This is a genomic window from Prolixibacter denitrificans (assembly GCF_003014495.1).
GTDB lineage: Bacteria > Bacteroidota > Bacteroidia > Bacteroidales > Prolixibacteraceae > Prolixibacter > Prolixibacter denitrificans.
This window is the reverse complement of record NZ_PYGC01000003.1, coordinates 224,704-240,977: the sequence shown is the minus strand read 5'-3', so window position 1 is coordinate 240,977 and position 16,274 is coordinate 224,704. Positions and strand designations below refer to the sequence as shown.

Annotated in this window: 12 protein-coding genes; 6 read left to right on the top strand and 6 right to left on the bottom strand. The window is 45.4% G+C overall.

From position 1 onward, the window contains the following. Nucleotides 1-204: 204 nt before the first annotated feature. On the bottom strand, nt 205-831 hold the full coding sequence (folE, locus tag CLV93_RS07890) for a GTP cyclohydrolase I FolE (RefSeq protein ID WP_106541639.1): 627 nt from the start codon (nt 829-831) through the stop codon (nt 205-207). Between the two features lie 342 nt (nt 832-1,173). Here folE and mqnB point away from each other — a divergent pair, with 342 nt between their 5' ends. Together mqnB and CLV93_RS07880 are read left to right on the top strand one after the other, a co-directional pair. Further along, nucleotides 1,174-1,866: a futalosine hydrolase gene (mqnB, locus tag CLV93_RS07885; protein ID WP_106541638.1), complete on the top strand. Its 693-nt coding sequence runs from the start codon at nt 1,174-1,176 to the stop codon at nt 1,864-1,866. Nucleotides 1,867-1,869: 3 nt separating this feature from the next. Next, nucleotides 1,870-2,700, top strand: a complete 831-nt coding sequence (locus tag CLV93_RS07880; RefSeq protein ID WP_106541637.1) for a 1,4-dihydroxy-6-naphtoate synthase — start codon at nt 1,870-1,872, stop codon at nt 2,698-2,700. A 63-nt stretch (nt 2,701-2,763) separates the two neighbouring features. On the opposite strand, the gene yaaA is transcribed toward CLV93_RS07880, so the two are convergent. The 3 genes from yaaA to CLV93_RS07865 form a co-directional block, all read right to left on the bottom strand. After that, nucleotides 2,764-3,534: a peroxide stress protein YaaA gene (yaaA, locus tag CLV93_RS07875; RefSeq protein WP_106541636.1), complete on the bottom strand. Its 771-nt coding sequence runs from the start codon at nt 3,532-3,534 to the stop codon at nt 2,764-2,766. Nucleotides 3,535-3,584: 50 nt separating this feature from the next. Then, nucleotides 3,585-5,939 (bottom strand): type IA DNA topoisomerase, encoded by a 2,355-nt coding sequence (locus CLV93_RS07870; protein ID WP_106541635.1) that lies wholly within the window; start codon nt 5,937-5,939, stop codon nt 3,585-3,587. A 99-nt stretch (nt 5,940-6,038) separates the two neighbouring features. Continuing rightward, on the bottom strand, nt 6,039-8,825 hold the full coding sequence (locus CLV93_RS07865; protein ID WP_211297778.1) for a glycoside hydrolase family 2 protein: 2,787 nt from the start codon (nt 8,823-8,825) through the stop codon (nt 6,039-6,041). Between the two features lie 158 nt (nt 8,826-8,983). On the opposite strand from CLV93_RS07865, the gene CLV93_RS07860 reads away from it, so the two are divergent. The 4 genes from CLV93_RS07860 to CLV93_RS07850 all read left to right on the top strand — a co-directional run bounded on the left by CLV93_RS07860 (nt 8,984) and on the right by CLV93_RS07850 (nt 14,303). Then, a complete protein-coding gene (locus tag CLV93_RS07860; RefSeq protein WP_106541634.1) occupies nt 8,984-11,629 on the top strand; it encodes a glycoside hydrolase family 3 C-terminal domain-containing protein in 2,646 nt (881 codons plus the stop codon). A gap of 67 nt (nt 11,630-11,696) precedes the next feature. Continuing rightward, nucleotides 11,697-13,109, top strand: a complete 1,413-nt coding sequence (gene amrB / locus CLV93_RS07855) for an AmmeMemoRadiSam system protein B (RefSeq protein WP_106541633.1) — start codon at nt 11,697-11,699, stop codon at nt 13,107-13,109. Nucleotides 13,110-13,245: 136 nt separating this feature from the next. Further along, nucleotides 13,246-13,416 (top strand): hypothetical protein, encoded by a 171-nt coding sequence (locus CLV93_RS20245; RefSeq protein WP_153637068.1) that lies wholly within the window; start codon nt 13,246-13,248, stop codon nt 13,414-13,416. Nucleotides 13,417-13,571: 155 nt separating this feature from the next. Continuing rightward, a complete protein-coding gene (locus tag CLV93_RS07850) occupies nt 13,572-14,303 on the top strand; it encodes a hypothetical protein (protein ID WP_106541632.1) in 732 nt (243 codons plus the stop codon). A 21-nt stretch (nt 14,304-14,324) separates the two neighbouring features. On the opposite strand, the gene CLV93_RS07845 is transcribed toward CLV93_RS07850, so the two are convergent. Beyond that, entirely contained in the window at nt 14,325-15,317 is a 993-nt protein-coding gene (locus CLV93_RS07845; protein WP_106541631.1) for a dihydroorotate dehydrogenase-like protein, read from the bottom strand. 78 nt (nt 15,318-15,395) lie between these two features. Then, entirely contained in the window at nt 15,396-16,184 is a 789-nt protein-coding gene (locus tag CLV93_RS07840) for an alpha/beta fold hydrolase (protein ID WP_106541630.1), read from the bottom strand. Nucleotides 16,185-16,274 lie beyond the last annotated feature (90 nt).

Sequence of the window (16,274 nt, the reverse complement as noted above, 5' to 3'; positions counted from 1 at the left end):
ATCTGCTCAATCTTGGTTCTTCAATTTTCTGACAGAACACAACCCTTTTAAATATGCCTTTTTGGCATCAATTGGCAGGGTGGTTACAATACAGTTTGTTAAAAATTAAATGCGTGGCAAAGATAAACATTGTGTCTCCGAAAGAGAAAAACCAGACGAAAGTTCATCTGGTTTCTGGTCATGAAGCGTTAAAAAAGCTCCAATTTATGAAAGATCAGAACTAATAAGTCGAATAAACTCCTCGCGGGTGGCTACCTTTTCGAATGCTCCGGTAAAGTCGGAGGTAGTCGTTACAGAATTCTGTTTTTCAATGCCGCGCATCACCATGCACATGTGGGTTGCTTCGATGACTACTGCTACTCCCAGCGGATTCAATGTGTTCTGAATACACTCTTTAATCTGAAGTGTCAGGCGTTCCTGGACCTGCAACCGGCGTGAAAATGCTTCTACCACACGAGCGATTTTGCTCAGTCCGGTAATGTATCCATTGGGAATGTATGCCACGTGCGCTTTCCCGAAAAACGGGAGCATGTGATGCTCGCAGAGTGAATACAGTTCAATGTCCTTCACAATTACCATCTGGCGATAATCTTCCTTGAATTTGGCCGAACTCAGAATTTCTTCCGGATTCATGTTGTAACCCTGGGTCAGAAATTGCATGGCTTTGGCCACTCGCACGGGGGTTTTCTCCAAACCTTCACGACTTGGATCTTCGCCCAGCAAGCCCAAAATATCCTGGTAGTTTGTAGCCAGTTTTTCTACATTCTCGGTATTGTAGTGTTCTACTTTGCTGTATCCTCCGTTGTCTAATTTATTAAGCGAAAACTTCATATAGTGTTCCTTTCGGTATTTCTGTTACTGATTTCTGACTCTGTTTATTTATTGTGTGGCGGAGATATATAACCGTTCACGTCTTCGATTGTTTGTAAACTTTCCGTCTTTGCACAATTTATGTTTATTAGATTTCGTGCAAAAGAAAGAAAAACAGGCTTCAAAAACAGTGATCCATCTCCTGATTTACAGCATCTTTAATTAAACTGAGTACAAATTAAAGACAAATTTTAACCTTTTCGGCAAAAGTGAGTAAGAATGTGTAAAAGGTAATTTCCAAAATGGATGGGATCATTACCTTTGTCGATTGATTAATTTGGCATAATCCAACGAAATAATCGGATGAAGATTCTTTTTGTAGCAGCGACTTGTTTTGAACTCAAGCTTTTCCTGGAAAATCTGGAGGAAATAGAAGGTAAAAATTCCCCGGTGTCGCATTACCGCTGGCATGATTTGGAGATAGACCTAATCGTTTCCGGAGTTGGACTCTCCTTCACCACTTATCAATTAACCCGTCTCCTTCAGAAAGAGAAATACGATTTGGTGATTAATGCCGGTATTGCCGGAAGTTTTTACGACGAACTCTCCATTGGGACGGTTGTCAATATTACTTCTGAGCAGTTTGGCGATTTGGGTATCGAAGAACCGGGCGGTTTCAAGACCTTGTTTCAGGCCGGTTTCCTGAAGGAAGATCAATTTCCGTTTCGGGGAGGAAAGCTGTTAAACCCACATTTCAACGAAAGTATCGAACTTCCGAATGTGAATGGTTTGAGTGTGAACGTGAGTCACGGTTGCGACAAGACCATCGACCAGCTCAAGATTAATTTTGATGCCGATGTGGAATCGATGGAAGGTGCTGCCGTTTTTTATGTCTGCCTGATGGAAGATGTGCCTTTCCTCGAGATACGAGCCATTTCTAATTTTGTCGAGTCGCGCGATACCACCAAATGGGACATTCCAACGGCTTTGGAGAATCTGACGGACGAATTGTTGAAAATTCTTCGCAACTTTGCTACCGTACCACAGATTTCATAAATCATGAACTTAACACTTGGATTTTCGACGTGTCCGAACGACACGTTTATTTTTGATGCGATGGTCCATAACCGGGTTGATACCGAAGGGTTGACTTTTGAGACGGTTATGGCGGATGTTGAGGAGTTGAACCGACTGGCATTTGCCGGCGAAATTGATATCACCAAGTTAAGTTACGCGGCTTATGCGCAGTTGACTTCCCAATACGTTTTGCTGGATGCCGGAAGCGCGCTGGGGCGGAATAACGGCCCGTTGCTGATTAGCAAAACAAAGATTTATCCAGACGAGGTTCCCAATTTACGGATCGCTATTCCCGGCGAACATACTACGGCTAATTTGCTGCTTAGCGTGGCATATCCTAACGTGAAAGAGAAAAAGGAATATCTCTTCTCGGATATTGAAGAAGTGGTCCTTTCGGGAGAAATGGATGCCGGCTTAATTATTCATGAAAACCGTTTTACCTACCAGAAGAGAGGCTTGAAGAAGATTCTCGATTTGGGTGAATATTGGGAAGAAACTACCGGATCTCCGATCCCTCTGGGTGGAATTGTGGTGAACCGCAACCTTCCACGTGAAGTGCAGGAGAAAGTCAACCGGGTGATGAAACGAAGCGTAGAATATGCATATGAACAGCCCGATGCTTCCTATCCATTCGTAAAACTGTATGCGCAGGAAATGGAGGAATCGGTCATGCGTAGCCACATTGATTTGTATGTGAACGAATTTACCCGGAATCTGGGTGAAGAAGGGAAACAGGCTGTTCGGACGCTTTATAGGAAAGCTGAAGAGTTGGGCATCATTCCGAAAATGGAACGCTCGATATTTCTCGATTAATCGGATTAAAAATATAAAACCGGAACCCAAAGGCTCCGGTTTTTTTATGACGAGTGTCGTTTTTTAATGATCGCGTGTGAACACCGGTTTATTGGGCTTCGATAAATCGGGATTGAAATAGTACCCATCCATATCGAAAGCATGTAAGTCTTCGGCTTTGGTAATATTATGCTGAAGAATAAAGCGGGTCATCATGCCGCGGGCTTTTTTCGCCCAGAAGGAAATCATTTTATACTGACCGTTTTTCCAGTCTTTAAATTCAGGGGTAACAATATCCGCCTTCAGTTTCTTCGTATCGATGGATTTGAAATACTCGTTCGATGCTAGGTTGACCAACACATTCGAGCCACTTTCGTCCAAATCCTTCCGGATGGTTTTGGTAATGGTATCTTTCCAGAAATCGTAAAGATTTTCGAAATCGTCGAATGAATATTTGGTTCCCATTTCCAACCGGTAGGGGCGCATCATATCCAACGGGCGCAAAACGCCATACAGGCCCGACAAAATCCGGAGATGTTTTTGTGCCTTTTCAAAATCTTTCTCGTTTAACGTGTCGGCATCCAGCCCGGTATACACATCACCGCGGAAAGCCAATATCGCTTGTCTTGCTTCCGGAAATTCAAATTTGGCTTGCCATAGTTGAAACCGCTCATAGTTCAATTGTCCTAACTTGGGACTGATGTGCATGAGCTCTGAAATCTGGTCGGAGCTGAGCTTGCGCAGATGTTGCACGAGTTCTTCCGATTTACGTGGAAAGCGCGGCTGGGTGTTTTTCTTCGTTGCCAGCGGTGCCTCAAAATCAAGGGTTTTTGCGGGGGATATAACAATTAGCATAAATGACTTTTTTATTGATAAACAGCCTTTTGCCCGAAAGGTTTTCTTACTTACACCAGTTTCAATTCGAAATTCTCGTCGAATTGAAGGTTTCCGTCGGCTTTGGAACCGTTTGGTGTTTCGAAACCTTTAATTTTCGGCGTTTTTCCTTTTAAAACGAGTTGTTTCACCTGGTTCTCGGTTACATCCTTGTTCATGAAAGAAAAAGGAATTCGAAAAGAGCAGTTCTGGAAGTTGGTACATCCCCAGGCCGTTTTTCCTTTCACAATGGTTCCCTGTTTGCACTTTGGGCAAATAAGTTTCTCTTCTTCTTTTTCTTCCAGTTCGATATTAAAATCGTCTGTCAACACCAACTTACCGTCTACTTTTTCACCACTCCGGGTGAATCCTTTGATGACACCGGTTTTTTTCTTTTCAATCAACTGCTTGATTTGGTTGTCAGTCAGTTTCTTTTCCAGCAATTCGAATGGAAGTCGGAAATCACAGCCATCTCGGAAAGCGCTGCAACCCCATGCGGATTTTCCTTTCAGTATCGTTCCTTTTCCGCATTTTGGACAAGTCAGGTCTGGGTCATCCGACTTTTCCTTTTTATCGGTTTTCCCGGAAGGTTTTTCCTCTTTTTCGTCTTCAATGATGGCAATTTCTTTCTTGGGCGAGCGTTTTACCTGGTCCACAATCTCCGACACCATCTGCTTCATCTCCTCCATGAATTGAGCTACTTCGTATTCGCCGTTCTCAATCTGCCGAAGTTTTTTCTCCCACTGACCGGTCAGTTCAGCCGATTTCAGCAGCTCATTTTCGATGCTGCTAATCAGGTCGATTCCCGTCTGTGTAGCAAGGATGCGTTTCTTTTCCCGCCGGATGTAGCGGCGCCGGAACAACGTTTCAATGATATTCGCCCGGGTGGATGGCCGGCCAATACCGTTCTCTTTCATCAAATCGCGAAGTTCGTCATCGTCCACCTGCTTGCCGGCTGTTTCCATGGCGCGTAGCAACGTCGCCTCCGAGTAGTAGCGCGGTGGTTGCGTCATTTTCTCTGCTAAATCCGGTTCGTGTGGGCCGTTTTCACCTTTCTCAAACGCTGGTAAAATGTTTTCGTCTGCTTGAGCTTTGCCTCCATCGCTTTGGTACACAACCCGCCACCCCGGATGAAGTATTTGTTTTCCGGTCGCTTTGAAATCCACCTTGTTGACGGTAGCCAGCACGGTGGTGTTGGACACTTTACAATCGGGGTAGAAAACACTGATAAAACGCCGGGCTACCAAATCGAACACCCGCTTTTCATCCGGCGTCAGGTTGTAAGTAAAAACACCTGTGGGAATAATGGCGTGGTGGTCGGTAATCTTTTTATCGTCGAAAACCTTTTTCGATTTCCGGATTTTATCCTTCAGCAGCGGTTCCGTAAGTTGTTCGTATGGCTTCAGCTTTTTCAGGATACCCGGAACTTTGGTATAGATATCATTGGGGAGAAACGTGGTATCGACTCGCGGATAAGTTGTTACTTTTTTCTCGTACAAACTTTGGATGACACGCAGGGTTTCGTCTGCTGAAAGGCTGAATTTGCGGTTGGCTTCTACCTGCAACGAAGTCAGGTCAAACAGCTTTGGCGGTTGCTCGGTTCCTTTTTTTGTTTCCACGGAAGAGATGAAAAGGTCGTGCCCTTTTATTTCTTCCAGTTTCTTTTCCGCTTCTTCCTTTACCGCAAACCTTCCGCTGGTAGCGCTAAAAACCGTTTCCCGATAGGTCGTTTTCAGTTCCCAGTATGGTTCCGGCTTGAAGTTGTCGATTTCCAGCTGCCGCTGAACCACAAGTGCCAGGGTTGGCGTTTGCACACGCCCGATGGAAAGTACCTGTTTGTTTTGTCCGTATTTCAGGGTGTACAGTCGCGTTGCATTGAGGCCCAGCAGCCAGTCGCCGATGGCCCGTGCACTTCCGGCGGCATAGAGCAGGTCGAAATCGGTTCCGTTGTAAAGCTTCTCGAACCCCTCTTTCAGCGCTTCTTCGGTTAGCGAAGAAATCCAGAGCCGCTTGACGGGCTTTTGGCATTTTGCTTTCGTCAATACCCAGCGCTGAATAACTTCTCCTTCCTGGCCGGCATCACCGCAGTTGATGACTTCCTCTGCTTCAGTTACCAGTTTTTCGATGGTATCGAATTGCTTCTTCACGCCGTCGTCATCAATGAGTTTGATACCGAATTTCCGCGGAAGCATGGGAAGCGTGCGCAGATCCCACCATTTCCAACGGGAAGTATAATCGTGGGGTTCTTTCAGCGTGCACAAATGGCCGAACGTCCAGGTGACCTGGTATCCGTTTCCTTCGAAATAGCCATCACGGCGGCTTTTGGCGCCCAGGATTTCCGCTATTTCACGGGCAACACTTGGTTTTTCGGCAATGCAGACTTTCACGCGTTTATAGATTTGTCACCAAAAATAGTCAGCTCAACCTAATTCGACGACAAATCGACGACGAAGTTTTCAACGATGGGTATTTCGCTCCCGAAATAATTACCTGAAATCGAAGTAAAGAATCAGGCTTTTAAAATATTCATGACGCTGGTTGTCAAATTTTGAGGGCTGTCCCATAGGGCCTAACTGTTCGGGCTTTTTAAATTTGGTCCCGATAGGACTGATGGCATGCATGAAGGATATATTCCCTTTCGGGAAAGCCGGTGCCGTGTTATCGTTGAACGCTCCATGCGGTGGCTCAGGTGTAAACATTCTGAGGAAAATGTCCGGCGAAGCACACAAAATGCTGAAATCCTTGTTCGTCGTTTCGATGGATGCCCAGTAAAAGTCTTTGTGATAACCTTTGAATTCAGGATACTGATATGTTTCACCCGTTATCGTATTATTATACGACGAATGCCATACTGCGAGCGTATTACCTTTCATCCTGTTTTTCCAAACACGGTAAGGACCGTAGCCCATCCAGGTCATTCCGGTTACGCGGTCTTCTGGAAAATAGAAGCTGATTCCCATGAAATTGCTTTCGTGAGGCGGATAAAAACTGGATTCCAGTTTGAGCAAACCATTTTTCATAACAGTCCATTTTAGTTCCCGGAAACGGTTGGCATATTTCGCTTCAATCACCATTCCATCTTCGGTTGGATGATAGCTCACCGACTTGAAGGTCGGTTTCGGACCGGATAATATGGGACCATCATTAAACGGAATCTCGGTTCCATCGGAAATCACTTTTCCGAGGTAGCCGGTGGTTTTGGAGAATTCGAATTCCATTTTTCCGGATGTGACTTCGAGGATCGTATCTTTTTCATCTACGTTAATGAGTTGTTTTCCTTCTGGCGGCAACATCGCTGCGGTAATTTCGGCGGGTGTTTTCACCGGCCAACTCCACGTATTGATCTTCTTCCCGTGCGGATCGATAACGGTCAGGTATAAAACGTCTGCTTTATGGAAGTTTCCCGGAACATCGATTGATAAAACTCCATTGTTTCCGGGCGAAATTGCAGGCATTTCCTTTTCGCCAGACGCAATTGTCTCCTGCATTCCGCCTGTTACCGGCGGCAGTTTCACCCATTTCCAATCGACTTTGCATTGTGAGAGATTGGTATAGGAATATCGGTTTTCGATATGAAACTGTCCATTGAATTGCGGCGTAATGATTCGCTTCTCAAAAAAGACTGGTGACCAAATTTCCCGAATGCTATAGAAACTAGCTTCTTTTTCCCGGTAGGGGCCGAGAATTCCATCGGCAGCATGGCTACCATCGGTATCTAGCTCGTTGTCTTTATCGGTTCGAACCACTGCTTCATCGGAGAAATCCCATATGAATCCTCCCGCTGAGAGCGGATTATGCCACAGCAGGTTCCAGTAATCTTCGAGACCAGCTCCGGCGCCACCATCATACAATCCGTGCAGAAATTCGGTTGGGAAAAAGATTTCATTGCCATGGAAGAAAGTTCCGGCTCCGTAGTCGTAATCAATGTAATGCCGGTTATCGGTGTGTTGAAACAGTTGTCCCGGATGAATCACCGGGCGATGTTGCGGGTCGAATATCAGAAACAAATTGTCAAGAGCCGTATTCCAGCCTCCTTCGTTGCCGTTGTCCCAAATAACGATGGACGGATGGTTCACATCACGGTTCACCATTTCTTCAACGAGTTTTGTTCCAACTTGTGTGTCATAAGCCGATTGCCAACCAGCCAGTTCGTCCAGAACAAACAGCCCCAACGAGTCGCACACATCCAGAAAATGAGGATCCGGCGGATAGTGAGACATACGGACTGCATTCATATTCATCTGCTTCATCAGTTTCACATCGCGGATGCTCAGCTTTTTGCTGGTTGTCCGGCCGGAATTTGGCCAGAAACTATGCCGGTTCACTCCCTTGAACTTTACTTTGATACCGTTGACATAAATCCCGTCATGCGGGCGAAGTTCCACTGTTCGGAATCCAAATTTTTGTTCGACCCGATGAATGACTTCCTGGTTTTTATTTAGCTCGAAAACCACTTTGTACAGGTTGGGAAATTCGGGGGTCCAGGGCTTTGGGTTTTCAAGATGAGTTGTCAGCCGGACATCAGATTTTCCTTTGGTTACCGGAACAGAAAACGCCTCATCGACCGGCTGATTTGCCGAATTGAGAATCTGCGCTGTTATTTCGTCTCCATTCTTCACATCGCTCAGATACACGTTTGCCGTAAAATTGCCATTTTGTTTGGCGTCAATGGTAGTGCGAACAATATGCTGTTGTGGTAAAGCTTCGAGATAAACGGGACGAAAAATTCCTCCGAAAATCCAATAGTCGGCGTGGCGCTCGGCTTCATTCACCGATTCGTTCGTTGAATGTTTGGAGACAGTTACTTCCAGCTGGTTCTCCGAACCGAATTTCAGCAACCGGGTAATGTTGTATTTGAACTGATAAAAAGCTCCCTGATGCACGGGGCCGGCACTCTGACCGTTTATTTTAACTTCTGTGTCCGTCATGGAACCTTCGAAGACAATGTTGATTTGCTTCTTCTTCCAATCTTTTGGAACATTAAAGCTATACCGGTAGATTCCTTTTTCTTTTCCCCGAATAGAATCCGGGTCCAAACCATAATTGTAGGTTCCAAATCCCTGAAGTTCCCAGTTAGACGGGACAGGAATAGTTGTCCACTGACCGCTGTTTCGTCCATCAGTGCAATAGAAATTCCAGTTGACCGTATGTTCCTTATCCGTTCCCGAAAGGTATTTGACAATGGTTTCCTGTGCATTGGCTGTTGTAGCAGCAAATAGGGCTACCAGCATTAATTGTATGGCGTATTTCCACTGGGTAGAAAAGCAATTCATGGTTTGGAACATTGGTTTTTAAAAAAGTCAGGATTGTAAAAGTAACACTTATACGAGAAATTACAGAAAACCAGTTGGATTGAATTCCGGAAGACACAGCCTTTTTAGATGTTTTGTTTAATTTAGGGGGAACGATTTAACCAATTTAATTCTAATCAATGAGAAAACTGAGAATCGCACTCATCTTGTTATTGTTGCCGGTTTCTATTCTGGCGCAAAAGAACCAAACACATTTTCTTTTTCGTGATCCGGATTTGCCTTTGGAAGACAGGGTTAATGATCTGGTCTCGCACATGACTCTCGAGGAAAAGATTAGTCAGCTGGTATATCAGGCTCCGGCTATCGACCGCCTGGGAATACCGGCATACAACTGGTGGAACGAAGCATTGCATGGCGTTGCACGCGCCGGTTATGCCACTGTTTTTCCACAGTCCATTACCATCGCCGGTTCGTGGGATAAAGATCTGATGTATCGTGAAGCAACAGCTATTTCCACCGAGGCCCGTGCAAAGTACAACGAATGGATTCGTCGTGGAAAACACGGTATATACGAGGGATTGACTTTCTGGTCCCCCAACATCAACATCTTTCGTGATCCGCGATGGGGAAGAGGTCACGAAACGTATGGCGAAGATCCGTACCTCACCGGAATGATGGGGACGGAGTTCGTAGAGGGAATGCAGGGAAATAATCCTCATTATCTGAAAACGGTGGCAACAGCCAAACACTTTGCTGTTCACTCCGGACCCGAGCCATTGCGTCATAAGTTCGATGCGGAAGTTTCCGATCGCAATCTCTACGAAACGTACCTTCCTGCTTTCCGTAAGCTGGTCGTCGATGGAAAGGCCTACTCGGTGATGGGAGCTTACAACCTCTTCCGTGGATTACCTTGCTGTGGAAATCCGTTTCTGTTGCAGAATATATTGAGAGATGATTGGGGGTTCGACGGTTATGTGGTCTCCGATTGTTGGGCTATCAGTGACTTTTTCCAATTCCAGAAAACGGCGAAAGATGCTGCTGAAGCAGCTGCGATTGCTATCAAGGCCGGCACCGACTTGAACTGTGGTGTTGCTTTTTCCCGGTTGGATACAGCTATCAAACGCGGCTTGGTTACGGAAGCCGATATTGACAAAGCAGTGAAACGATTGTTTCGTGCCCGGTTCAAACTGGGAATGTTCGATCCGCCTAATCGGGTTCCCTATTCAAAAATACCGTACAGTGCTAATTGCTCCGATGTGAATGACCAACTGGCCCGTGAAGCGGCACGCAAAAGCATCATTCTGTTGAAGAACGAAAACCAAACACTTCCGTTGAGCAAAAAGCTGAAGACAATAGCTGTTATCGGGCCTAATGCCAACAACTGGGAAGCGTTAATCGGAAATTACAATGGCATCCCGAAACATCCGGTAACGGTATTGAAGGGAATTGAGAACAAGCTGGAACCACAGGTGAAGATTACCTACGCCCAGGGAAGCGATTTGGCTGATGGCATTCATGACCTGACCCCGGTTCCATCCATTTATCTACAAACTGAAGATGGTCACCAGGGCGTAACCGGTGAGTATTTTGCGAATGCAGAATTAAAAGGTAAGCCGGAGTTCACTCGTGTGGACGATCAAATCAATTTTTACTGGGGAGCCGATTCGCCATCTCCTCAATTGCCCGATGATGATTTCTCTGTACGTTGGACCGGATACATTGTTCCGCCGGTAACCGGAACTTACCATTTGGGCTGCTGGGGAATGCCTACGCTGGATGTTTATTTCGAGGGGAAGAAGATATTAAGCCATAATTCGGAACATCATGCATTCTACCATGAATCCGACGTGCAAATGGAAGCTGGTAAGCGCTATAAAGTGGTATACGAGTACAAGAACTGGTACGGTGATGGAGATGCCAAACTGGTATGGGCTGTGCCAAATCCAAACATGTTAAAAGATGCAGTTGTTACTGCCGAAAAAGCTGATGCCGTCGTGCTAGTACTAGGATTGTCTCAACGCCTGGAAGGAGAGGAGATGCCCATCAAAGTCGATGGATTTAAAGGTGGTGATCGCACCAACCTGTTGCTTCCCAGACCTCAGCGCGATTTGATGAAAGCGATTCAGGCGACCGGCAAACCGGTTGTATTGGTGTTACTTAACGGAAGTGCACTGGCCATCAATTGGGCTACTGATAACCTGGATGCCATTGTTTCGGCAGGTTATGCAGGCCAGGAAGGTGGTAATGCCGTTGCTGATGTTTTATTCGGCGATTACAACCCGGCCGGAAGATTACCGATTACTTATTACAAGTCGGTTGATCAGTTGCCACCTTTTGGGGATTACGATATGAAAGGCCGGACATACCGTTATTTTACCGGTGAACCGCTATTCCCTTTTGGTTACGGATTAAGCTACACCACGTTTGGTTATTCTGATTTGCAGGTTCCCCAAACGGTCGCTTCCGGCGATTCGATTCCGGTTTCCGTAAAAGTGACCAATACTGGAAGTCGCGACGGTGATGAAGTGGTCGAATTGTACATTACGGATGAAAAAGCATCTACGCCGCGTCCTATCAGGCAACTGGAAGGATTCAACCGTATCAACCTGAAAGCAGGAGAGAGCAAAGTCGTGAATTTCAAACTCGGCCCACGTGAACTATCGATGATTAACAAAAAGGACAATCTGGTGATAGAACCCGGCTGGTTTACCATCTCGGTAGGAGGTAAGCAACCTGGATTTAAGGGTAGAGCCGATGCTGCAACAACATCAGTGGTAACCGGACGATTTAAAGTGACTGGAAAGCTGTTTGAACTAAAGAAATAAGCAAAAGATTATCAGATGAAAGCGGGGCCTTGCGCCCCGTTTTTTATACCTTTAAAAGAAAAAGGACATGGCTGAAACGGTTAACCGTGTTCCGGTAGCGGCCGGGCGCTTCTACTCCGGTTCACCGAACACGCTACAAAGAGAAATTCACGAGTTCCTTCAGGCCGGAACTCCCTTACCCGAATCCGAACGACTACTCGGACTGATAGTCCCACATGCCGGATATGTTTTTTCTGGTGGAACCGCCGGGAAATGCTACGCACGTATTCCTGAGGAGAACAATATTGAAAGAGTTATCTTGCTTGGTTCCTCGCATTATGCATCGTTTCAGGGAGCTTCGGTGTACAACATTGGCAACTATGAAACGCCACTGGGAATTGTTCCTGTTGATTTAGAAATATGCGAAAGCCTCATTGCCAATAATGATTTGTTCAGTTTTCACCCGGCGGCACATACCGAGGAGCATAGTCTCGAAGTTCAATTGCCCTTTTTACAGGAAAAACTGAAGTCAGATTTTCGGATTATCCCCATTTTGTTAGGTCACGTTCGTCCGAATGAATCCAAACGGATTGCTGACGAGCTCTTGTCTCTGGCAAATGAACAGACGCTGTTTATCATTAGCTCCGATTTGTCACATTACCCCAATTACGAAGATGCCCGCACAGCTGATGCGGAAACCATTGAAGGCATCATTTCCGGCGATCCGGAAAGATTTCTTGACGGTCTGGACCGGAACAATGACAAGCATATTTCGAACCTGCATACCTCATGCTGTGGATGGACTTCGGTGCTTACATTTCTGTACCTGACGGAACAGATGGGAAATGTCACTATTCGGAAAGTCGATTATTCGAATTCCGGTGATTCCGTTTACGGTGGTCATGACCGAGTTGTTGGCTATGGCGGGCTGGAAGCCGTGATGAAAGGAGACAAAAAAAAATACCTGAGCGAAGAGGAGCAATTGCAATTGAAAAAACTGGCGGAAGAAGCCATCTGGCAATATTTTGAAAGGGGAGGCCGCGATGATATTGACCCGGCATATCTTCCTCCTGCTTTACGGGCGAAAATGGGCGCATTTGTCACCGTTTATGTCAGGAATAAATTACGGGGATGCCTTGGGCGTTTCGATGAGCGAGAGCCGTTGTATGAACGTGTCCGTGATTTGGCTATTGCCTCTGCAACGAAGGATACCCGTTTTGAACCGTTGGATGCGAGCGAACTACCAGATATGAGAGTACAAATTTCTGTGCTAACACCACTTCGGCGGATACACGATCCGTCGGAAATCATTCTGGGGATGCATGGTATTTACATTCGTAACGGTTTAAACACAGGTACATTTCTACCGCAAGTAGCCACAGAACACAATTGGACAGTCGAAGAATTTTTGGGCTACTGCTCTAAAAATAAGGCCCATTTGGGATGGGATGGCTGGCGGACAGCCGAGCTGTTTGTCTTCGAAGCCATCGTGATTGAATAAATCTTTCCATAAAAAAGTAATACGGTACAATAATTGTTTTATTAACGTCGTTTTAAAATATGCTTAATATAATTGTGGAATTAATTTAGCATTTTTGACGTTGTGTAAAAGTGCAAATCACAAAAACGAGAGATTTATGGGAAGAAAAGAATATTTTGAAAGTTTGGAAGATTTGCGTTTGCTCAGAGAATCACTTTTAATTAAAGAAAATGATGATCCTCTTTTCAGAAAACAATCGAAAGATGATATGATGCGCGAGATTGATAAGCGCCTTCATGAATTGAAAGAAATCGTGGAAAGAGATTAAGAGAAACGTAAGTTGAGACTGTCCCTTCAAGGGACATTTTTTTTGCCCATACTTTTCTGAAGAAGTCCCTCCCGATTATTTTCCCAAAGGTGTTAACAAAGCTTTCCCACTATTCGCAGCGCCAATAAAATTCTTAATTTTGCTCACGTTCGTAAATGAAGAAATTAAAGGAATTATATCGGCGGCATATTTATGGAGTGATTGGCACGCTTGCCTTTCACCTCATCTTATTGACTATTTTCTTGCTGGCTGAATTAAAAACTTCGAAAATGCCGAAAGACGAAGGCATTATTCTCGATTTTACGGAACAACCACCACCGAAATTGCCGGAGCCGGAAGTGAAGAAAGAGAAAAAAGCGAATACTTCGCCGACCGAATCCGCTGATCGGGGATCGAATCGCGCCGTAAACGATGCATCGAAGAAAAAGCAGACGAAAGATCAGTTTTTCGATAAATCCTACCGGGATGAGATTGCAAAAGCCAAGGCCCTGGTGAATGATGTGAATAAAACGCTTTCGCAGAAAATACCGGAAATAGGTGATGTGAAAATGCCCGAGGAAACGACTGAAGGCATGAAGCCGGAGGATATTAAGAATACCATTTACAAGGGGAAAAGCAATATTCATTACTCACTCAAGGACCGGTATCATGTTCGGTTGCCGATTCCCATTTACCTTGCGCAGGGCGGTGGCGAAATAACAGTGGATATTGTGGTGGACCGAAATGGCCGGGTACTGAGCGCTACACCTCGTCCCAATCCCAATGTCACCGATACCATGTTGTACGCATATGCGAAGAAAGCGGCCGAGAATACCGAGTTCAATGTCGCCCCCAATGCTCCAGAAAAACAAAGGGGAACGATTACCTATAATTTCGTTCCCCAATAGCATATTGTTCGTCAGCCGGTTTTACGATACAAACTGGCTGAAGTTCTTCATGAACTGAACCCGTTCCCAGGCTGCGGGATTTCCGGTCGATGAATGCTTCAGCATGCCAACGAAATCTTCGACTGATTCAAATTCTTTTTCAGCCATCCATTTCTTCAGCTCTTCAAGCAAAACTTTAATGTGCTTCGGACCGTGTTTGTATACTACTGAAGCAATCTCAACCGCTTTGGCACCGGCCAGCAACTGTTTTACGATGGCGTCGGCTGAGTGAATACCAGTTGAGGCAGCTAAATCGCATTTTACTTTTCCCGACATCAACGATACCCAGCGAAGTGTTTGGTTGTAATCGCCCGGTGAAGAAAGAATGGGGCCGGAGGTGACCGTCAGATTTTCGGTATCGATATCTGGCATCCATGAACGGTTGAAGAGCACAAGGCCCTGCACTCCAGCCTCTGAAATCCTACTGATATAGGATGCGAGATTGGAACAGTAATAGCCTATTTTCAGGGAAACTGGAAGAGAAACAATTTCTTTTACCTGGTGAATAATTGCATCGGTGATAACGAGGTTGTCCAGTTGTTCCCTATCGTCATCCGATGGAAGGAAAAAAAGATTGAGTTCAAGTGCGTCAGCACCGGCATCCTGAATCTCTTTGGCGAGGTACATCCATTTTTGACTGGAGACACAGTTGATGGAAGCGATGACCGGAATCTCAACGGCTTCTTTTGCTTCTTTGATGAGTCGAATATATTTCCGGACGGAGTCTTCGTATAACTCTTCCTCTGTAAAATCGATGGTTTCGGGAAAGAGGAAAGGCCGGCCGGTCATACGGTGTTCGGTTTCCTTCATTTCCAGGATAATCTCTTCTTCGAAGAGCGATTTCAAAACAACGGCAGCCGCTCCGTTCGCTTCCAGTTCTTTTATTTTTTCAACTGAATCGGTAAGCCCTGAGCTGGCAATGATAATGGGATTATTCAAAGAAAGTCCCATGAACTTCGTCGATAGATCTGGCATAATGATAGCTTTGCTGGTTAATGTACTTCGCTTAAGATACAAAGTTTAACCACAAAAACCCATTATTCGGTAGAAAACCTATTTGGAGAGTTTGAGCAGAAAATTCAGGCTGCGTTGGTTGAATTCATCCGCCTGCTCGATGTTACAAACATGCCCGCATTTGGGCAAAATATCGAGGTTGGTAAAGGGGAATTTCTTCCAATAGTCGATTGATTCATCGAGGAAGTTGAAATCCTGGCTGCCCATGATCATTAGCATCGGCGATTTAAATGGCTTATTGAAATAGCTATCCAGGTTCTTCTTCAGGTCAGCCAGCAAACCCAGCCAAACCTTAAAGGCTTCCGATTTAATCTGAGCCGCTTCCCTAACGAAAAGCCGCCGGGCCACTTTATGATTCCGGTAGGGCATCAAAATCCAGGCAACCAACTGGTAAAGTTTGTGATAGGGGATAAAGCTTGACAAGAAAACTCCGGTTTTAAACAGCAGATGCGTCCGGCGATTTAGTTTCATCACGCCACCACCAATAATGACTGATGAGACTACTTTCGGTGCAATATCTTCAATAATCCGAATGACGATGGAACCCATTGATATCCCGATGAAGTGTGCCCGTTCGATTCCTTTTTCACGCATTAGCGTAAGCACATCGTGGGCAACCATCCGGAAAGAAAATTCATCATCTTCCGGTTTGGTCAGCTCTTTCGAGTTACCATGATCCCGCAAATCTGGAAGGAGCAGATTGAAATGGCTGCGGAAAGCAGCAATCTGGCGGCCAAATGTTTTAGAACTTCCTCCGGCACCGTGAATGAAAACAATCCATTCTTTGTGCTGCGGCTGAGTGTACTCTTGAAAGCTTAATATTTCCATCGATGAATTCTCTAACAGGGTGCAAAGTATAAAAAACCCGTCCGAATGACAAAGCCGATTCGAACGGGTTGTGTGTTTATTCCTTTTTTT